Here is a 21,008-nt window from a genome sequence, read left to right on the forward strand (position 1 = left end):
TCATTCTTCTTTGCTAATACATACAGCTATTTACCTATTTTCTGACATGTGTATATGGCAAATCACCCTTTTACTGTTATTTTTTGGTTAAATTTATATCCCTTGTGTTAACAACTGTTAATTTATGGTTAAATACGCGTTCACTAGCTTCCTTTGCCGTTTTATTCTCTTATAATTAGCTATGAAAACAGAAGAAATGACATCAGTTTTCAAAAAATTTCATTTTCATAGTATAGGAGGCTGGAAGAAATGAACTTTATAAAAAAACATGCACTGATAACTGGGCTTGCAGTGGTGATGGGACTCGGGCCAGCTACCGGCTATGCCGAGGCTGCGAAGCATGAACCAACAGAGAATGATAAATTCCTCGTCGTGGCACATCGGGGTGTCAGCGGACTGGCGCCGGAGCATACCTTTGCTTCTTATGACTTGGTTAAACAAAACAAAGGTGATTATATCGAAGTGGATCTGCAAATGACAAAGGATGGACAGCTGATTGCGATGCATGATGAAACTGTGGACCGTACGACGGATGGAACCGGAGATGTCGCTGACAAAACATTGGCGGAAATAAAGAAACTTGATGCTGGCAGCTGGTTCAATGAAAGGTACCCGGATAAAGTACGAGCACAGTATGTGGGAGCAAAGGTTCCTACTCTGGAAGAAATATTCCAGCGTTATGGAACAGACGCCCGATACTACATCGAAACAAAATCTCCTGAAGTCTATCCTGGCATGGAGAAGAAACTCGTTAGTCTGATAGAAAAGTATAAACTAGATGGAACGAATCAGCGCTCAAGCAAGGTAATTATTCAGTCTTTCAGCAAAGAAAGCCTGTTGATTACAAAAGAGTTAAACCCTACGCTTCCGCTTGTACAATTACTATGGTATGCATATGATTCAAATGGCCAACTGTATGAGGACACAGGCATCACATCGGGACCAAATGCCGTAACTGACCAGGAATTTGAGGAAATCGCCTCTTATGCAATGGGTATTGGATCAAACTATCAAATCAAAGATACCCTAATCTTAAATAAACAGTTTATCGACAAAGCCAGGGAACATGGCTTGCTCGTCCATCCATATACAGTGAATAATGAAGCGGATATGAAGCTGTTGCTTGATTACGGGGTAACAGGCATGTTCTCAGACTACGCTGGCCTTCTATATCAGGTATACAAAGATTATAAAAAAGCAGAAAAATTTTATGATGGTCACTAAAAGATTCAACTTTTAACCTGCGTTAGCCTGGTCTTATGCACTTGAAATTCATAAATCATACATTCTATTTAACCGCACCTTAGTTTAAGGAACGGTTATTTTTTTATTAGCGATATGGTGATAATAATAACATTTTCTTAAGTAAAACATCTTCTGCTTATCTGGCTTTAAGGGTTTCGTTTTTTAGCTGGCAGGCCCCCTTTTGTGAATTTTGAAACCTGCCCGCACCCAAACACAAATGGCAGCATGGAAAATTGATTGTTTTTATGGTATATATAGATAAATATCAAAGAAGTAAAACTCATGAAAGAGGTTGAGTATAGTTGGAACATCACTCTTCAAATTTTATAAGAAATATTATCAAAGAGGATATTGAGACTGGCAAGCATGATAAAATCATTACCCGCTTTCCTCCGGAACCAAATGGCTATTTACATATTGGACATGCTAAATCCATCGTTTTAAACTTTGGCGTTGCCGATGAATTTGGAGGAAAAACAAACCTTAGATTTGATGATACGAATCCTCTGAAAGAGGATATTGAATTTGTAAATTCTATCAAAGAGGATGTTAAATGGCTGGGGTATGATTGGGACAATCTGTTTTTTGCCTCAGATTACTTTGAGGAAATGTACAACCGTGCCGTCCTTCTTATAGAAAAAGGCCTGGCATATGTAGATGATTTATCAGGAGATGAAATCAGGGAATACCGTGGAACCTTAACCGAGCCAGGTAAACCAAGCCCCTACAGAGATCGCACTATAGAAGAGAACCTCGACCTGTTTACACGCATGCGCAATGGAGAATTTGGCAATGGAGAAAAGGTGCTCCGGGCAAAAATTGATATGTCTTCACCAAACATTAACCTGCGCGACCCTGTAATCTACAGAATTTCTCATGCAACACACCACAATACCGGCGATAAATGGTGCATCTATCCGATGTACGCCTTTGCCCATCCTCTGGAGGATGCAATTGAAGGTGTAACCCACTCCATCTGCACACTGGAATTTGAAGACCAAAGGCCGCTTTATGACTGGGTAGTGGAAAACTGTAATATGGAAAGTACGCCAAGGCAATATGAATTTGGGCGATTGAACCTTACCAACACGGTTATGAGTAAAAGAAAGCTTAAGCAACTGGTTGAGGAAGGATATGTAGACGGATGGGATGATCCTCGAATGCCTACTATATCCGGTTTGAGGAGACGCGGCTTTACACCAGAAGCGATACGCGCTTTTTGCCAGGAAATAGGCGTATCTAAAACCAGCGGTGTAGTAGACTCTCGTATGCTTGATCATTTTGTAAGAGAGGACCTGAAGCTGAAAGCCCCCCGAACAATGGGCGTGTTAAGGCCGCTTAAGGTTGTGATTACGAACTATCCCGAAGGCCAGACCGAAATGTTGGATGCAGAGATTAACCCGGAAGTTCCGGAAATGGGAATACGGCAAATACCGTTTTCACGTGAAATTTATATTGAGCAGGACGACTTTATGGAAAATCCTCCCAGCAAGTATTTCCGCCTTTTCCCGGGCAATGAGGTCCGCTTAAAGCATGCTTACTTTATAAAGTGCGAAGAAGTCATTAAAGATGAGAACGGAAATGTCATAGAGCTTCGATGTACGTATGATCCGGAAACAAAGAGTGGAACAGGCTTCACAGGACGCAAGGTAAAAGGGACAATTCATTGGGTTGAAGCAACCCAGGCGATACAAGCAGAATTCCGTTTATACCAGCCGCTAATTTTGGATGAAGAAATGAATGAGGAGGAAGAAGGAAAATCTTTCCTTGAACGGGTAAATCCTAATTCATTAGAAATATTAAAAGGGTTTGTTGAGCCGAATATGGCAGATGTAAAGGCTCAGGACAAATTCCAATTTTTTAGACATGGCTACTTCAATGTAGACCCAAAACATACAGCAACCGACCATCTTGTTTTCAACCAAATCGTTGAGCTGAAAAGCTCTTTCAGAATGTAATCAACGTGAAACCAAAGATCCAATTATGGATTTTTGGTTTTTTTATTACCCTCCGATAATTTCCAGTTCTTACATGCAACTTCCCTCTTTCTGTGGCTTCCCCTGCCTCCATTCGACAGATACATCCTGTATAATATAAGATAAAATCACAAAAAAATGAAAAGGTGCAGCCTATGGTTCATTTACTTCCTCTGATGCTGGAACGTGTCGGCATTATGCTTATTGCGGTCTTTCTCCTTTCTCAGCTGAAAGCCTTCCGACATATCATCCATAATGAGCAAGGTATAAAAGAAAGAATTTTATTAATTGTTGTCTTCGGATTATTCGGCGTGATCAGCAATTATACGGGGATTGAAATTCGGTATAACTCAGTCGCGGAAAATAGTTGGCTTATTCATGTAGAGCCTGACAGTGCCATCGCAAATACCCGGGTCATGGGCATTGCAATCGGGTCATTGCTCGGAGGGCCAATCGTGGGATTTGGCATAGGACTAATTTCCGGCATTCATCGCTATTTCTTAGGTGGATTTACTGCCACAGCATGTGCCGTGTCAGCAGTGCTGGCTGGAGTTGCGGCAGGTTATCTTGGAATGTTGCGAAGAAAAAGGAGGGCACCGGTGTCACCAGGCTTTGCGGTGCTTGTCGGGATGTTGATGGAAATGACTCAAATGGCGATTATACTGTTGATAACCAAGCCATTTGAGCTAGCTTTAGATTTGGTGAATGTCATTGGGATACCGATGGTCATGCTGAATGGTTTAGGCATGCTGCTATTCATGCTTATTATCCAGTCAATTCTTCGTGAACAGGAACGCACCAAGGCCCTTCAAACCAGCAAAGCCTTTTATATCGCAGATCAAACCCTTCCCTTCTTTCGAAAAGGTTTAAATTCTGAATCCTGTAAAGAAGTGGCCGAAGTCATGCTTGCGCTTACCGATGCGGATGCCATTGCGATTACCAATGATGAATCCGTATTGGCACATGTTGGTTCAGCCTCTGACCACCATGTGCCGACAAAGGGCTTTTCTACAGAATTAACCAAAAAAGTTCTCAAGGAAGGCAGGGTTCTCACCGCAAAAAGGCGTGAAGAGATCTTATGCTCTCACAAAGACTGCCCTCTTCTTGCTGCTGTAGTGCTGCCATTGAGGATCCATGAAAAGACTGTAGGAACCCTTAAGTTGTATTTCCACAATCCGGGCGATCTTACTGAAGTGGAACAGGAGCTTGCAGAAGGTCTGGCCAATCTGTTTTCTACCCAGCTGGAACTTGCAGAAGCAGAACAGCAAAGTAAGTTATTGAAGGATGCGGAAATAAAGGCTCTTCATGCCCAGGTACATCCTCATTTCCTCTTTAATGCGATTAATACGATTTCTGTGCTGTGCCGGACTAACCCTGAAAAAGCCCGGACTCTATTATTGGAGCTAAGCCAGTTTTTCAGAAGCAATTTGCAAGGTGCCAGGCATACTTTGATCACCCTTGAAAAAGAGCTTGAACATGTTAAGGCATATCTATCAATAGAGCAAGCTCGGTTTCCCGGTAAATATGAAGTCCGCTTTAACATAGAACCCGGGATTGAAAAAGTCCTGCTGCCTCCTTTCATTCTTCAGCCGCTCGTGGAAAATAGCATCCGGCACGCCTTTTCACGAACAAAAGGCAAGGGTGAAGTACAAGTGGAGGCATTGTTGAAAAATGAGTGTTTGCATATTGAGGTAACGGATAACGGCAAAGGAATTTCTTCTGGCAAACTCGATTCCCTCGGCCAGGAGGCTATTGAATCTAAATCAGGAACAGGAACAGCATTGGTAAACATTCGAGAGCGCCTGGAGGGCTTCTACAATAAAGAAGCTGATTTCAGGATTAATAGCCTTGAAGGACATGGCACGACCATTACCATTTGTCTGCCTATAGATAGAAAGGGAGGCATCGAACAACATGATCAGAACATTTATAGTGGATGATGAACCCCTTGCGCGGGATGAACTTAAATATCTTTTACTGCGGTCCCGGGAAGCTGAAATAGTTGGCGAAGCGAGCAATATGGAGGATGCTCTGGAACACATTACGCGTCTGCTGCCAGATTTGGTCTTTCTGGATATTGAACTTTCGGAAGACAGCGGCCTTGTGCTTGCTGAGCAGATTCACAAACTGCACCCCTCCCCTGCCATTGTCTTTGCAACAGCCTACGACGAATTTGCCTTGCAGGCCTTTGATTTAGATGCACTGGACTATTTATTAAAGCCATTTGACGAAAAGCGCATAAAACAGACACTGGAAAAGATTAAAGCAATAAAGAAGATTGGCAAAGCCGGATCCCTTCCAGTTTCAGAACCGTCCAAAACCGCATCTCAACAAACAGGAAAGTTAGCCATCATGGCTGATGAAAGGATTGTTTTGATCGATAAACAGAGCATCGTTTATATCACTGCGGTTGAAGGAAGGACGTTAATTAAAACCATGGATGCGGAATATAGAATATCGGAGACATTAACCTGGATTGAAAAGAAACTGAGTGATGCCCCATTAATCAGGGTACATCGCAGTTATCTAGTCAATCTTGATCATATCTCCGAAATAGAGCCATGGTTCAATTCAACCTACAATTTAATTATGAAGGATGGTTCTAAGGTTCCTGTAAGCCGTACTTATGTTAAAGAATTAAAGCAGCTGATTGGTTTTTAACTAAATTTTTTGACATTAACGAAAGGAGAGTTGTATTTCATCCCTCAATTTTTGCATTTCAGCTTTCAATACAGGTAAAACGCATTGAAAACGCTCTCATTTTATTTTCATTGGGTATAGTCAAGATGTAAATAGATATGGGGGGTTAGACAAAAATGAATGCGGTTACAATGGTTATCGGGTCTATCTGTGTTCTTATGATTGCATATCGTTTATATGGTACATTTATGGCCGTCAAGGTTTTGAAATTAAAAAAAATGGAAGAGGCCAGGAAGACTCCAGCCCATACTTTAGAGGATGGGAAGGATTATGTGCCCACTAATAAATGGGTTTCATTTGGCCACCATTTTGCAGCAATCGCTGCTGCCGGTCCTCTTGTAGGGCCAATTTTGGCAGCACAGTTCGGTTATCTTCCTTCACTATTATGGCTTTTAATCGGGGCCGTTATAGGCGGGGCAGTCCACGACGCTGTCGTCCTATTCGCGTCTATGAGACAGAATGGAGAGTCCTTGGCTGAGGTAGCTAAGAAGGAATTAGGCCCTGTTGCCGGTTTCTGTACAGGACTTGCGATGTTATTCATCATTACCATTACTATGGCTGGTTTATCCATGGTTGTCCTGCATGCGCTGGAGCATAATCCTTGGGGGACTTTCGCCGTAGGCATCACCATTCCTATTGCTATGGGAGTAGGATTGTATCATCGAAAAACAGGCAACTTAAAAGTTGCGACCATAGTTGGTTTTGCGTTAATCATGCTTGCAGTATTTCTCGGCCCTAAGATTCAGGGAACATTCCTTGGGGAACTGCTTAATTTAGATGTAAAGCAATTATCTCTTATTCTGCCGATCTATGCATTTTTTGCAGCGGCCTTGCCAGTTTGGCTATTGCTTGCTCCACGTGATTACTTAAGCAGTTTTATGAAAATCGGAGTATTTATCGCTTTGATCGCCGGAGTATTTATCGTTAACCCGACCATTCAATTCCCGGCGTTGACTGAGTTTATCCATGGCGGCGGCCCAATCCTTGCCGGTCCGGTTTGGCCATTCATTTCCATTACCATAGCCTGTGGAGCGATCTCTGGATTCCATGCTTTCGTAGGTTCCGGTACAACTCCTAAAATGCTTGACCGCTGGACTGACATCAAGGTTGTAGGATTCGGCGCAATGCTGGTTGAGTGTGTGGTGGCAATCATGGCGTTGGTTGCTGCGACAGCCCTTCAGCCTGCGGATTACTTTGCTATCAACTCCACTCCTGAAGTATTCAAAACATTAGGAATGGAAACGGTTCACCTGAAAGAGCTAAGCGAAGAAATTGGATTAAATCTAGAAGGCCGTACAGGCGGCGCAGTAACACTGGCAGTTGGCATGACATATATCTTTACAGAAATCCCATGGTTCGATAAACTTGCTTCTTTCTTCTTCCAATTCGTCATTATGTTTGAAGCATTATTCATCCTGACAGCTATCGACTCTGGTACACGGGTTGCTCGTTATCTGATACAGGACTTCGGCGGTGCCTTCTATAAGCCTCTGAAGCGGATAGATTGGATTCCCGGCAATATTTTCGCAAGTGCATTAGCATGCTTCCTCTGGGGTTATCTATTATTCTCAGGTGATATTGGTTCTGTGTGGGCGCTATTCGGGGTCTCCAATCAGCTAATGGCTTCTATCGGGCTCATTGTCGGGGCAACAGTCATCTTGAGGGTTGCTGACAAGCGCCGTTACATGCTGACCTGCTTAATTCCACTTGCATACCTTTATGTAACTGTTAACTATGCAGGCTACTGGATGGTGAAGAACGTATACTTAAATTCAGCCGCTGCGGGATATAGCGTACTGAATGGCATTTTATCCATCATCATGCTCATCTTAGGTGCCGTCATCATCGTAACAGCGGCCAAAAACTGGCTGGCAACATGGAATGCTCCAGCTGCTAAATTAACCAGAAAAACCGCTTAAGAAAGAATGTAAGGAAAGGCTATTGCGAATTGCAATAGCCTTTTTCGATTTATCACTCTATTGTCCCGTGGCAGGTTCAATATCTTTACTTTATTGAAAATAATAACAGCATATCGCCGTAGCCCTCTACTTCCATTTTTTCTTTCGGGATGAAATGGAGCGCCGCTGAATTAATGCAATATCGAAGGCCCTTTGGTCCAGGACCATCCGGAAAGACATGGCCGAGATGGGAATCTGCTTCCCTGCTCCTAACTTCTGTTCTTGTCATTCTATGGCTTAAGTCCACTTTTTCTTTTACGCTTGCCGACATGATGGGCTTTGTGAAGCTTGGCCAGCCGCAGCCACTGTCGTACTGATCCCGAGAGCTGAACAGCGGTTCCCCGGAAACGACGTCTACATAAATCCCCTCTTCTTCGTTGTTGTAGTACTCATTGTCAAAAGGAGGCTCTGTGCCGTTTTCCTGGGTCACATAATACTGCATCTCTGTCAGCTCTTCTTTTAATTGGGTTTTATCTTGCCAATGTTCTTTTATGAAGGACTCTCTTCCTGAGCCTCTTTGATATAATGCATACCGGAATGGATTCTTTTTATAAAAGTCCTGATGATACTCTTCTGCAGGATAAAAATTCTTTGCCGGAAGAATCTGTGTTACAACGGGCTCCGAAAAATGACCGTTATGTTCCAGATCCCGTTTGGACTCCTCTGCGGCAACCCTTTGTTCTTCACTATGATAAAAAATGGCTGTCCGATAGGACTCTCCACGGTCAGAAAACTGTCCGCCTTCATCAGTAGGGTCGATTTGCCTCCAGTAAAGATCCAGCAGCATGGGATAAGAAAGGACGGCAGGGTCGAATGTAATCTGAACGGCCTCATAATGTCCAGTTTGATTGGAGCAAACTTCTTTATAAGTAGGATTTTCTGTGCGACCTCCCGTATAACCGGAGACAACTTCTTTGACACCTGCCATCTCATCGAATGGAGAAACCATACACCAAAAGCATCCGCCTGCAAATGTAGCTTTTTCAAAGGGTTTCTGCGCCTCTTTTGACATTGTTATCGCCACTTTCTCATTTTGATTGATTTTTAAATTCCTAAATGGAAGGATTTAATATATTATTGCAGAATTACAATTATGAAAGTCATAAAGGAGGGACTTATGTGATAGAGCTTGTTAAAGTAAAACCTGAGCAGATAAATATCCTGCATAATTTGCTGCAGTTTTACATTTATGAATTCACCAGTTTTAACCAACAAATTACGCTGGAAGAACATGGGCTGTTTAAGCCTTTTGATTTAGAGGATTATTTCACTGTTCCGGAAAAGCACCCTTTTTTCATAAAGAATGAAGAGGAATATGTCGGGTTTGCACTTGTAGAAAGCGGTACCGGAGAAAAGCCAAGTAACATCGATGAATTTCTAATCATGCGAAAACATAAAGGCAAGGGTTACGGAAAAGCTGCCGCAACAAGCATATTTGAAATGTTTCCAGGACGATGGACCGTCTTCCAAATTGAGCGTAATACACCCGCGCAAGGGTTTTGGAGAAAGGTTATACACGATTATACCGGAGGGAATTACACGGAGAAAACGGATGAATACAAAAGGGTGAAACAGGAATTCACAATACATTCGATTATGGTATAGGGATTTTCTCACACAACTCCATATGCTCTCTTAACTTAAGACCATATTCACAACTATAAATCCTTTTTGAAGGACAACACAATCAAAAAGGCTTCGTATGGCATATAAAAGGGTGAAACACACCAAGACGTGCTTCACCCTTTATTTTGCTCGCGATCGAATTTTTTTATAAAACAAAGCTTACGATGATAGCTGATAGTACACTAACCAATGTTGCTCCATAAAGCAGCTTAAGTCCAAATCTGGCAACAACATTTCCCTGGCTTTCATTGAGCCCTTTAACCGCTCCGGCAATTATACCGATAGAGGAGAAGTTTGCAAAAGATACAAGGAAAACAGAAATTATCCCCAGTGTCCTTGCACTCATTTCCGCTTGCACCTTCCCTAGTTCGATCATGGCCACGAATTCGTTTGTAACAAGCTTCGTTGCCATAAGGCCTCCAGCTGTGACAGACTCCTTCACAGGTACACCCATTAGAATGGCAATAGGTGCGAAAATGTATCCGAGAATCTCCTGAAAGCTCTTGCCGAATGCAAGATCGAACAGATTATTGATTAAAGCGATCAATGCTACGAAACCAATGAGCATGGCTGCAACAATGATTGCCACTTTAAACCCGTCCATAATATATTCCCCGATCATTTCGAAAAAGGACTGCTTTGCTTCCTCCTGTACCTCGAGGATGTCCTCCTTGTCTTCAACTGTATAGGGGTTTATGATTGCTGAGATGATGAAGCCTCCAAACAGGTTGAGCACAATAGCAGTCAGAACGTATTTCGGCTCAATCATTGTCATATAGGCTCCGACAATGGACATGGAAACCGTGGACATCGCAGATGCACATAAGGTGTAGAGACGATGCTCCGGCAGATGGGCAAGCTGTTTCTTCACTGTAATAAATACTTCGGATTGGCCAACAATTGCGGAAGCGACGGCATTGTACGATTCCAGCTTCCCCATCCCATTTATTTTGCTGAGAACAAAACCGATTCCTTTCATGATGAACGGCAGTATTTTAAAATGCTGAAGAATTCCGATTAACACAGAGATAAACACGATAGGAAGGAGCACATTCAGGAAAAATGGGGTTTGTCCCTCATTTGCCAGTCCTCCAAACACGAAGGAAATTCCTTCACCCGCGAATGCTAATAGTTTTTCAAATGCTTTTGCAATTCCCCTGATAAGGATAAGACCAAATTTTGTATTTAACAAAACATATGATAAGACTAACTGAATGGCAACCATGACTATGATTGGTATCACTTTTACCTTTTTACGATTGTTACTCGCAAGCCATGCGAGGCCGAATACGACAAGAAGTCCGATAATTGCAATGATGTATTTCATATACGCCTCCACTAAGTTGAAATTTCTGGTTTGTCATTAGCCGGGGTAGAGCAGAATGATAAATTTTTTAAACGAATGTTTGCTGTTATTGGATTAGTCCATATCGTCTGCTTTAAAGAATCCAGGCAGTAATTCGTCTATAGTTGTGTCCTGGACATCGCCATGCAGATTGCTTAAGTATATCTTGGTATCCGGAGCTGCAAATTCAGCGATCACCTGACGGCATGCCCCGCAGGGAGATACTGGCCCGTCGGTGTCCCCTACCACTGCAATCGCCTCAAACTCATGAAAACCTTCAGATACTGCTTTGAAGATGGCTGTCCTTTCCGCACAATTCGTGAGACCATAAGAAGCGTTCTCAATATTGCAGCCGCGAAAAATTTTCCCGTCCTTGGTTAATAGGGCTGCTCCCACCAGGAATTTAGAATATGGAACATAAGCCTTCTTCATAGCTTCCTTTGCTTCAGCAATCAACATGTTTTTATCCATTCATATTCTCCCCAATCTGTAAGGTTATCACACAAATTCACCAATGTTTCTTTCTAATTTCAGCAAACGCTTTCAAGGTGTACTGCTGCCAAAGAGGTACGTACATCTTAATATATGTCTACTATAACAAATACTAAAACAGTCTGCCTATTATATTTTATAAACTTCCTTTAAAAATATTTCCTTCCTGCAGCTGAAATTGGACATTTAGAGCGCCAGCATTAGAAAAACCGATTCCTAATGAAATCGGTTTTTCGCTACAGCGAGCTATGCTGTAATCCAAATCGTATGTTCGAATCCTGCTTCTATTTCTTTATGACACTGTGGCCGCCAAATTCATTTCTTAAAGCAGCCACTACTTTTCCAGAGAATGTATCTTCATCTAAAGAACGATATCTCATCATTAGTGACATGGCGATTATAGGAGTGGCCGCCTGGAGGTCAAGTGCCGTCTCCACTGTCCATTTTCCTTCTCCAGATGATTGCATAATGCCTTTTAGCCCTTCGAGTTTAGCATCCTTAGAGAACGCATTTTCTGTTAGTTCCATTAACCATGAACGGATGACTGAACCATTATTCCATACTCTTGCTACCTTCTCATAATCAAAGTCGAAGTTGCTTTTTTCAAGAACTTCAAATCCTTCAGCTATAGATTGCATCATTCCGTATTCCACACCGTTATGTACCATTTTAAGGAAATGGCCGCTTCCACTCTCTCCGGCGTACAGATATCCGTTCTCAACAGAAATGTCCTGGAATAGCCCTTCTACATAATTGAATGCCTCTTGATTTCCTCCAATCATGGTACATACACCATTGCGTGCACCTTCCATGCCGCCGCTTGTCCCAACATCAAGGAAATGAATGCCCAGTTCCTGTAATTCTTTTCCTCTGCGGATGGAATCTTTATAATTAGAGTTTCCTCCATCTATGACAATATCTCCGGACGCTAACAGACCTTTTAACTCTCCAAGTACATTCTCCGTAATATTGCCTGCTGGAACCATCATCCAAACGACACGGCGCCCTTCTAGATTCTCAACTAACTCTTTAATTGAGGATGCGCCTATTCCGCCTTCAGCTGATACTTTTTTAACGTTTTCCTGTTCTACGTCGAATGCCACAACTTCATGGTTCCTCATTATATTTAAAGATAGGTTGTAACCCATTTTTCCAAGACCGATTAATCCTAATTTCATTCTTCGACACCTTACTTTCCTGTTTTTTTGACAGTTTACCTGTAATTTCTCCTCTCTATTATAAGAAAAATTTTTCATTTATCCAATATTAATAAGAAAAATTTTTTCACACTCTTCCATGTGTTATAATCTGTGCAGATAAATCCTGAAAGGAATATTCCTATGACTCAGAGTTGCCTAGGTAAAATACGTTCGTATTACGCTCGTTTCAGTGACAAAGAAAAAAAGATTGCTAATTATATATTGGAAAACCCGGAACAAATTATACATTGTACAATCAATGAGGTTGCTGAAGACTTAGATGTTGCAGATGCAACCGTTTTCCGTTTTTGTAAACGGATTGGCTTTAAGGGCTATCAAGCGATGAAAATTGCGCTTGCGTCTGAAATTATGACTCCCATACAGCAGATTCATGAGGAAATTACTGAAAGGGATAGTGAAAAGACAGTTGCAGACAAAATATTCAGATCCAATATTCGTTCACTGGAGAATACCTTGCAGGTCCTTGATGCAAATTCAATCAACAAAGCTGTATCCATCCTTTTGAATGCAGAAAGAATTGAATTCTACGGAACAGGCGGCTCCTCTATGATCGCCATGGATGCATATCATAAATTTATAAGGACAGGAATTAAAACGTTTGCCTTTGTAGACTCTCATTTTCAGCTGATGGCAGCATCCCAATTGACTTCTAAAGATGCAGCTGTGGTCATATCTCACTCAGGTACAAATAAAGATACTATCCGCATTTTAGAAACCGCCAATGAAAACGGTGCTAAAACCATAGGGATTACCAGCTTTCCTAAATCACCTGTCAGCCAAAAGGCAGATGTTGCTCTTATCACAAGTGCTGAAGAAACAGAATACAGGTCTGAAGCACTTGCCTCAAGAATCAGTCAGTTAAGCTTAATAGATGCATTATATGTCAATATAATGATTAAGAATAAAGAGCATGCGAACCGCTCCCTGGAAAAAGTACGGAATGCAATCTCAGAGACAAGGATGTAAATATAAACAAGGCGTGCATATACCGCTTCCGCCTTGTTTTTTTGTCCTCTTAAGGATTGATAATAGAATGAGCTTGTATACCAAAATACCCATTATTATTTTCTGAATTTACAATCTTTTTAAATAAATGTATAATATTTCATGCAGGCAAGTGCCTGTATAATTATAAATAAAGGAGGAATAAGTATTGGCAGTTAACCAGTCAGTAGCTAAGAAAAGCCGGAAAGCCGCTTCACTCGATTACAGCAAAATCGTTCAGTCAGCATCCTTCAAAGAGCTGATGCATGAGAAAAAGAAATTTATACTTCCTATGTCTATCTTTTTTATGGTATTTTACTTCACTCTTCCAGTCCTCACCGCGTATTTCACAGTATTAAACAAATCTGCAATCGGTTCCATTTCATGGGCCTGGCTTTTTGCTTTCGCCCAATTCGTAATGACAATTACACTATGCATGATTTATACAAAAAAAGCCGGGAAATTTGATGAAATGGTAGACAAAATTGCTAAAGAAGCCGGAAAGTAAGGGAGAATGAACTCAGATGAATATGCTCGCTTTTTCTTTATTTGTAGCCATTGTCGCAATAACTCTGATTATTACCTATATAGCCTCTAAAAGAACAAAAACGGCAAGTGATTTCTATACAGCAGACGGAAGCCTAACCGGGTGGCAAAACGGTTTAGCCATAGCGGGGGATTACATGTCTGCAGCCTCATTTTTAGGGATTGCTGGAATGGTAGCGCTTTCAGGATTCGACGGTTTCTTCTATAGCATCGGTTTCCTCGTAGCATATCTTGTCGTTCTCTTTATTGTGGCAGAGCCATTGAGGAACCTGGGGAAATATACCCTAGCTGATATGATTGCAGCCCGTTTTGACGAGAAAAAAGTACGTGGTGTGGCAGCTTTAAACACTATAACGATTTCCACTTTTTATATGATTGCCCAGTTGGTTGGCGCAGGTGCACTCATAAAATTATTATTAGGCATTGATTATGTATGGTCCGTATTAATAGTCGGAGTCTTAATGACATTGTATGTAGTTTTTGGCGGCATGATGGCCACTAGCTGGGTACAAATCGTCAAAGCTATATTGCTGATGGGAGGAACACTGCTCATTTCCATCATGGTTTTCGCCAAATTTGATTTCAGTGTTGTACAGATGTTTGAAAAAATGAAAACAGCCACTCCGCTTGGAGCCGATTACCTTAATCCAGGAAATAAATTCAAGAATCCGATTGATACACTTTCGCTAAATCTGGCTCTTGTATTAGGTACTGCAGGACTTCCGCATATCCTGATCCGTTTCTTCACAGTAAAAGACGCCATAACAGCACGTAAGTCTGTAGTGTATGCTACATGGATTCTTGCTGTATTCTATATTATGACCATCTTCCTTGGCTTTGGAGCAGCCGCGTTTGTCGGCTATGACAAAATTGTCGAAGCCAATGCTGCGGGAAATATGGCAGCACCGCTTCTTGCACAGGCTTTAGGCGGAGATTTCCTTTTCGCCTTCGTTTCTGCTGTTGCATTTGCGACGATCCTTGCCGTGGTGGCTGGACTTGTTCTTTCCGCCGCCTCAGCCTTTGCACATGACTTTTATAGCCATATACTACGCCGCGGACAAGCTACCGAAAAAGAACAGGTAGTTGCCGCTCGCTGGGCATCAATCGGTGTTTCTGTTATTTCTATCATTCTTGCACTATTTGCCCAAACGTTAAATGTCGCTTTCCTCGTAGCTTTGGCATTTGCAGTGGCAGCTAGTGCGAATCTTCCAATTATCATGCTTACAATCTTCTGGAAAAAATTCAATACAACCGGAGCTATTTCCGGTATGCTGGTAGGACTATTCAGCGCTTTATTCCTTGTGGCAATCAGCCCTAACGTTTGGAATCCCGAAAAAGGTGTGGCCATTCTGGTAGGTGACCCTCTTATCACTTTGACCAACCCAGGCATTATTTCGATTCCACTAGGGTTCCTAGCTGCCATTGTTGGTACCATGGTATCCAGCAAAAAAGCAGATGCCAAGAAATTTGATGAAATACTTGTTAAAGCAAATACCGGTATCAATGGTTCTGCCAGTATAAAATAAGATCGGCCATATATTGCTTACATAAAAAAACCGAAGTGCTATATAAAGCAGCCTTCGGTTTTTTTGTGGAATTACAGGTACAAGTTTATCTTGGTTGAGCTACAACACCATTGTGAACTTTAATATATCCATGCCGAAGGATATTAAATCCGCCTTCATATACATACAGCCCCATCTGCCTAATATCCATCAGTTCCCGGTACGTATGGTTCATGACATCAGCCATGATCATATAAATAGCTTAGACTTTGCCTGTAAGCGCGGTGTGGTCATGATGGCATAACCACCAGGCTTCAGAAACTTTCTGTGCCAATCCATAGCTTCCTTCTTGAACGCATCTGGAAAATGTTCCAGCAGACCAACACTAAGGACAATATCAAACTCCTGTCCAAATGATAGATTTCTTATATCATCCACCACATAATGTATATTCATTTCGTTTTTGTGCCACACCTTTGGATGTCCTGAAGCGGGATTGACACCAAGGAAAGGATAGCTTTCCGGGAAATGTCCGAACCGATCAGTACGGCAGAAGTCATCATAATCCACCATTACAATTTCCCCTTCAGGATACATAGCGTACAGCTGCATCGCTTCATATCCCTCTGCGGCACCAAGAAAAAGAATCCTCGGCTTCTTTACATCCAAGCCTTGAAATAAAGCACGCTTTCCACGGGGGTCCCAAACCCCATCCTCAATACGGTGGGCATAATTCCATAGAGACAAACGTATCGTCTCACCTAATGCTTTCTTTACGTCACTTAGCTGGAATCTGGACATATATTTTTTCAAATCGTCTTTCTTTTTCGTTAGCTCATCCGGTACATCCTTGACAAACCACTCATGGAATGATTTATTAAAAAATTCCCAAGATGTTTTTACGGACATTTCGCCATTTTCCTTTTCCCATTCACTTTTTGCAGCAGCAACTGTCTTCACTTCATATGGCTTACCAATGTCCTTCCATTTAACAAGCGACCAGTCGGAAACAATATTGGCATTAATAAACTGATCAAGCTTTTCACTGCAAGGATTTCTTAAATCTACACGATAACTGGGTTCAAGCCAGGTCGTTTCAAAATCAACTTCTGAAAATAACGGCTCATCTACTTTTAGCTGGCTAACGCTCACGCCATATTCACTTCCTTTTCGATAGATTTCGGACACTCTTAGCTGTACACATAATATTTTCTCGGCACATTGCAAAGTTCCATGACCCCTAGATTAGCGATGCCATATTATTTCCTTAACAAAAAATTAGGAAACTGCATAAGCCAAATTACCTTGTCAAAAAAACTCTCACATTACCCCTGATGTGCTGTTTTCACAAATACTAGATAATACTTAGTTAAAAAAGAGAGAGCAAAAATTTTTGTCATTCCAAAATTCGTTTTAGACCTCCATTTATTTAAGTAAGCGTTTTCATTATAATTTCCACAGTTATTGGCCGATTCCTTTTTTTCCTGAAAAGATAGCAAAAAATATATATAAAAAAGCAGGAACAAAACATTCCTGCTAGTTTGAGGCTATTATTTCATATTGTATTTTCTTACCAATTGGTTCATAACTTCTGACAATAATAAGCCCATCGCAATGGCTCCAGAAAACATAAAAGCCTTAGCTGCCAGCTGGATGGCCATATTATAATCATTGCTGACAAAATGCCGCATTGCGTCATATGCAAGTCCGCCCGGTACTAATGGTATGATCCCGGATACGCTGAAAATAATAACGGGAGTTTTATAAAACTTGGCAAAATATTGAGCTATCACCGCGACCAAGAATGCGGCTGCAAGAGTTGCAAGCACGCTGTCGGCATCCCTTGATACAAGCCCATAATAAACCGCCCATCCTGCCATCCCTACGAATCCACATTTTATCAATGATTGTTTCGGGACATTAAATATTACCCCAAAAGCTGCTGAAGCAATAAAACTGGTAATAAGCTGTGCTATCATATTGTTTCCCTTTCTCAGTAGAATGCAAAAACCACTGCTATTCCTGTACCAATTGCAAAAGCCGTAAGAAATGCCTCTGCCCCTTTTGTTATACCTGATACCAGATGTCCTGCAATTAGATCCCTCACAGCATTCGTGATCAGCACCCCGGGAACCAAGGGCATAACTGATCCGATTATTATCTTATCTATTTCATGCCCTGCTCCAATTTTCACAAACAAAAAAGCCAGCAGACCGATTACAACGGAAGAAAGGAACTCAGCGAAGAACTTTATTTCCAGGAGACGGTGTAAAAAGATCACTCCGGATAAACCTACGGCTCCTGTTATACATGCCGGAAGAAAATCATGCCATTGGCCCTGATACATGATCAAGAAGCAGCCGCTGGATATAAACGCAGCAAAAATTTGTATCCAAAGCGGATAGGCATCTCTTTCTTTTTCAATTTGCCTAAGCTGTGTGAGCGCATCTTGAGGAGAAAGTATGCCACTGGCGATTTGCCTGGAAAGACTGTTAACAACCGTTACCTTCCGTAAATCCGTTGAACGCTCAGAAATCCGAACCAGTTTGGCAGGATCCGCTCCATCTATAGAAAAAATAATGCCGGTTGGCGTTACATAGCTGTGTGAATGATCGATTCCGAAGGACATTGCGATTCTAGTCATTGTATCTTCTACCCTGTAGGTTTCTGCACCGCTTTCGAGCATAATCTTGCCTGCAAGAAGGCAAACTTCTATTATTTCATATGTATAAACCCGTTTTTCCATATTTCATCTCTCCGATTAAGGCCTCTTTCTTTCAACTTTCATTCATCATAATCTATTTTAAACAAAAAGGATATTAAAGACAGTTTACGTTTCGAAAAAATCAAGAAAATAACCTCTTGAACAGCGTAGAGGTTATGTAATTCACCATTATGAAAATGTAAAAGTTTATATTTGCATATCAGTTTAACAATTGAACCCTTTATGGTGCTTCACTATCGAAGTCTACCCCTTTTGTAAGAAGCCAAACGTTCAAATCGTTTAAAGACCGCAATGCAGGTATTGCTGTTTCACGTGAAACACATGGAAACTAGCTTGTGATAAATTGAGATTAACTGAATCCGAATTTTAAAACCGATCATCCTGCCGCGTACTTATTTGATTTTCTTCGAAATTTTACGGCTAACAGTACGATTGCACTTTTTCAAGAAACGTTTTCATACTATAATTAATTATCTGAATCATCAGTTGTTCAAAGGAGATGTATATTATGATTAAAGTTGGTATTATTGGCCTTGGAGCGATTGGCCAAAGGTTGATTCACCAGTTCAACCAGCATCCATCCACACAAATTGCAGCAGTTTGTGATATAAACCAAGAATTGGCTGAAAAGACCGCTAAAACCCTTGGCAGCATTCCATTCTTTATGAATCATGGAGAAATGCTTGAAAAGGTACAGCTGGATCTTGTTTATGTAGCCGTACCGCCTAAATATCACCATAGGGTCTCTACAGATGTCATCAGCAAGGGAATCCATATTCTGTGTGAAAAACCGCTTGCCAACTCTCTTGATGAGGCAAATATTATGCTGGAGCAGGCTCAGAAAGCAGATATTGTCCATGCCATGAACTTCCCTCTTAACTATAGTGCCGGCAGCAATACTTTTGCCAGATTAATCAAGGAACATTACGTTGGTACTCTTCGCCGTCTGGAGCTTGTCATGCGTTTCCCTCAATGGCCGAGAGCCTGGCAGCAAAACGAGTGGGTCGCGAGCAAGGAACAAGGTGGTTTTGTGCTTGAGGTGGGCATCCATTTCATCCAGCAAATACAAAGTATCTTCGGTGCCCTCTCAGTAAGGGACAGAATCATCCAGTTCCCAGAAGATCCTAATGCTTCTGAAAACAGTATACTGGCTACACTTTATATCAATGAAGAAGTTCCATTCTTAATAGATGGATTAAGCGGAATAGCAGGAAATGAACAAATCAAATTAACAGCCTACGGAACAGAAGGAACTCTTTCCCTGGTGAATTGGGGCTTGCTCGAAGGTGGAAAGCTAAATGAAGAGGTAGCTCCACTTCAAGCAGATCAAGATTTAGAAGAGTCGCTCATAGATCATCTAGTAACAGCAATTCAAGGCAAAGAAGCTACCATAATAGATTTTGCAGCAGGATACCAGGCGCAGGGCATCCTAGAGCAATTGCGAAAATAAAAAAAGAAGCACAGCTGCTCTGTCAGCTGTGCTCTTTTCATATTACTGTACTTCCATATGCAAATCTCCCTTTTTTGCCCATCCAACCATCTTAATAATCTGATAGATTCCTAGAGTAAGGGCAATCGGTAAAATCACTCCCACCGCAATATAAATAAGGAACACAATCCATCCTTGATTAGCTAAAATATTTAAAGGCGCGATGAAAGAATTCAGCCCAAGCCCGGCCAATTCGTACGGAACCTTAAAGTCGAATCCTATTGTAGCGATAGGTGCACAAATAATTGCAGCAACAAACGTAGGAATCACGAGTTTTGGATTTTTGATCAAGTTAGGAAACTGTACTTTAGGTGTGATTAAAGCCTGTGCAAGAAACCCGCCTAAATCATTCTGCTTTAGTGACATGGCTGTAAAACCAGCAAACTGAACGGTACATCCAATTAGTGCAGCCGCACTGGAAACGGGATCCAACTGCAATGCAATTGCTATAGCTGCCGATGATGCCGGTGACATTAGCAATATACTCCATACCAAGGCAATAACCATGGAAGCAAGAACTGGAGACCCTTGTACAGAAGATGTTATTTCTGCACTTAGCCATTGTAATAACGGTGTTGTAACTGCCGCTAAGCCTACCCCGGCAATCCCCCCTGCCAGCACTGCTCCGGCAGGAATAGCCATCATATCAAGCTTTGTTCTGCCAGTTATCCTTTTTCCAACCCATGTAGCAATCACAGCTGCCAGAATAGCACTGAGCGGCTGTCCCGGAACAATTGTGAAAACTCCCTCCGGAGTGGCATGAATCGCATTCGCTCCAACCGCCGCACTTGCCATGGCACTAAATATAACCAGGCTATTTCCTCCAAGCTGGTAGGCAACTCCTGCCCCTATCGCTGGTGCAAGCAGTACTTTAGCTGCCGATCCGATTCCGATAAAGGCCTCCCAGCCAATGAACTTCCCTATTGTCTCAAACAATAAACCGATGCCCAATGTTACCAAAACTGCATTGGCAATACCAGTTGAGGCTTTATACATACGCTCTACTGCATAATTTTTCATGGTTAACTGACTCCCCTGCTGTTATTTTTCAATAAAAAAACCCGTCCGATATTGGATGGGCGCTACTCTTACGTTTGAGCGCCTTGTCAAAACGCAAGCTGGACTCAAACATGCCATTTACGAATGGTAGTTTCAGTCCTCTACGTAATAATAATAATTCCCTTATGCGTCTTAGTG

18 protein-coding genes are annotated in these 21,008 nt (G+C 41.8%); 10 read left to right on the plus strand and 8 right to left on the minus strand.

Annotated features, from left to right (window positions below; genetic code table 11):
* Nucleotides 1-249: 249 nt before the first annotated feature.
* The 5 genes from V1500_RS24290 to cstA all read left to right on the plus strand — a co-directional run bounded on the left by V1500_RS24290 (nt 250) and on the right by cstA (nt 7,840).
* Nucleotides 250-1,224 (plus strand): glycerophosphodiester phosphodiesterase, encoded by a 975-nt coding sequence (locus tag V1500_RS24290; RefSeq protein ID WP_409303374.1) that lies wholly within the window; start codon nt 250-252, stop codon nt 1,222-1,224.
* Between the two features lie 323 nt (nt 1,225-1,547).
* Nucleotides 1,548-3,203 carry a glutamine--tRNA ligase/YqeY domain fusion protein gene (locus V1500_RS24295; protein ID WP_409303376.1) on the plus strand — a complete coding sequence of 552 codons (1,656 nt, stop codon included), beginning with the start codon at nt 1,548-1,550 and terminating at the stop codon, nt 3,201-3,203.
* Nucleotides 3,204-3,376: 173 nt separating this feature from the next.
* A complete protein-coding gene (locus V1500_RS24300; protein WP_409303377.1) occupies nt 3,377-5,161 on the plus strand; it encodes a LytS/YhcK type 5TM receptor domain-containing protein in 1,785 nt (594 codons plus the stop codon).
* Nucleotides 5,136-5,882 (plus strand): LytR/AlgR family response regulator transcription factor, encoded by a 747-nt coding sequence (locus V1500_RS24305; RefSeq protein WP_409303379.1) that lies wholly within the window; start codon nt 5,136-5,138, stop codon nt 5,880-5,882. The genes V1500_RS24300 and V1500_RS24305 overlap by 26 nt, the downstream gene beginning before the upstream one ends.
* Nucleotides 5,883-6,037: 155 nt before the next feature.
* A complete protein-coding gene (cstA, locus tag V1500_RS24310) occupies nt 6,038-7,840 on the plus strand; it encodes a carbon starvation protein CstA (protein ID WP_409303381.1) in 1,803 nt (600 codons plus the stop codon).
* Nucleotides 7,841-7,925: 85 nt separating this feature from the next.
* Here cstA and msrA read toward each other — a convergent pair whose 3' ends face one another.
* Nucleotides 7,926-8,891, minus strand: coding sequence for a peptide-methionine (S)-S-oxide reductase MsrA (gene msrA / locus V1500_RS24315; protein ID WP_409303382.1), 966 nt, complete (start codon nt 8,889-8,891; stop codon nt 7,926-7,928).
* A 107-nt stretch (nt 8,892-8,998) separates the two neighbouring features.
* Between msrA and V1500_RS24320 the strand changes: the two genes are divergently transcribed.
* Nucleotides 8,999-9,484, plus strand: a complete 486-nt coding sequence (locus tag V1500_RS24320) for a GNAT family N-acetyltransferase (RefSeq protein WP_409303383.1) — start codon at nt 8,999-9,001, stop codon at nt 9,482-9,484.
* A 166-nt stretch (nt 9,485-9,650) separates the two neighbouring features.
* On the opposite strand, the gene V1500_RS24325 is transcribed toward V1500_RS24320, so the two are convergent.
* From V1500_RS24325 to gnd, 3 genes are all read right to left on the minus strand, one after another.
* Nucleotides 9,651-10,832, minus strand: a complete 1,182-nt coding sequence (locus V1500_RS24325) for a NupC/NupG family nucleoside CNT transporter (protein WP_409303385.1) — start codon at nt 10,830-10,832, stop codon at nt 9,651-9,653.
* Between the two features lie 93 nt (nt 10,833-10,925).
* Nucleotides 10,926-11,321, minus strand: a complete 396-nt coding sequence (locus V1500_RS24330) for a cytidine deaminase (RefSeq protein ID WP_409303387.1) — start codon at nt 11,319-11,321, stop codon at nt 10,926-10,928.
* A gap of 305 nt (nt 11,322-11,626) precedes the next feature.
* Nucleotides 11,627-12,520: a phosphogluconate dehydrogenase (NAD(+)-dependent, decarboxylating) gene (gnd, locus tag V1500_RS24335; RefSeq protein WP_409303388.1), complete on the minus strand. Its 894-nt coding sequence runs from the start codon at nt 12,518-12,520 to the stop codon at nt 11,627-11,629.
* A gap of 162 nt (nt 12,521-12,682) precedes the next feature.
* On the opposite strand from gnd, the gene V1500_RS24340 reads away from it, so the two are divergent.
* From V1500_RS24340 to V1500_RS24350, 3 genes are all read left to right on the plus strand, one after another.
* Entirely contained in the window at nt 12,683-13,528 is an 846-nt protein-coding gene (locus tag V1500_RS24340) for a MurR/RpiR family transcriptional regulator (RefSeq protein WP_409303390.1), read from the plus strand.
* A 187-nt stretch (nt 13,529-13,715) separates the two neighbouring features.
* Nucleotides 13,716-14,054, plus strand: coding sequence for a DUF485 domain-containing protein (locus V1500_RS24345; protein WP_409303392.1), 339 nt, complete (start codon nt 13,716-13,718; stop codon nt 14,052-14,054).
* Between the two features lie 16 nt (nt 14,055-14,070).
* Nucleotides 14,071-15,618 carry a cation acetate symporter gene (locus V1500_RS24350; protein ID WP_409303394.1) on the plus strand — a complete coding sequence of 516 codons (1,548 nt, stop codon included), beginning with the start codon at nt 14,071-14,073 and terminating at the stop codon, nt 15,616-15,618.
* Between the two features lie 228 nt (nt 15,619-15,846).
* On the opposite strand, the gene V1500_RS24355 is transcribed toward V1500_RS24350, so the two are convergent.
* The 3 genes from V1500_RS24355 to V1500_RS24365 all read right to left on the minus strand — a co-directional run bounded on the left by V1500_RS24355 (nt 15,847) and on the right by V1500_RS24365 (nt 18,343).
* Nucleotides 15,847-16,824, minus strand: a complete 978-nt coding sequence (locus V1500_RS24355) for a class I SAM-dependent methyltransferase (protein ID WP_409303396.1) — start codon at nt 16,822-16,824, stop codon at nt 15,847-15,849.
* Nucleotides 16,825-17,147: 323 nt separating this feature from the next.
* Complete coding sequence (locus V1500_RS24360; protein WP_409303397.1) at nt 17,148-17,576, minus strand: threonine/serine exporter family protein; 429 nt, start codon at nt 17,574-17,576, stop codon at nt 17,148-17,150.
* A 14-nt stretch (nt 17,577-17,590) separates the two neighbouring features.
* Nucleotides 17,591-18,343 carry a threonine/serine exporter family protein gene (locus V1500_RS24365; RefSeq protein WP_409303398.1) on the minus strand — a complete coding sequence of 251 codons (753 nt, stop codon included), beginning with the start codon at nt 18,341-18,343 and terminating at the stop codon, nt 17,591-17,593.
* A gap of 487 nt (nt 18,344-18,830) precedes the next feature.
* Here V1500_RS24365 and V1500_RS24370 point away from each other — a divergent pair, with 487 nt between their 5' ends.
* On the plus strand, nt 18,831-19,772 hold the full coding sequence (locus V1500_RS24370) for a Gfo/Idh/MocA family protein (protein WP_409303400.1): 942 nt from the start codon (nt 18,831-18,833) through the stop codon (nt 19,770-19,772).
* Between the two features lie 42 nt (nt 19,773-19,814).
* Here the strand turns inward: V1500_RS24370 and V1500_RS24375 are convergent, their stop codons facing one another.
* Nucleotides 19,815-20,831 carry a PTS transporter subunit IIC gene (locus tag V1500_RS24375; RefSeq protein WP_409303401.1) on the minus strand — a complete coding sequence of 339 codons (1,017 nt, stop codon included), beginning with the start codon at nt 20,829-20,831 and terminating at the stop codon, nt 19,815-19,817.
* Nucleotides 20,832-21,008 lie beyond the last annotated feature (177 nt).

This window comes from Peribacillus sedimenti (genome assembly GCF_046237635.1).
Lineage (GTDB): Bacteria > Bacillota > Bacilli > Bacillales > DSM-1321 > Peribacillus > Peribacillus sedimenti.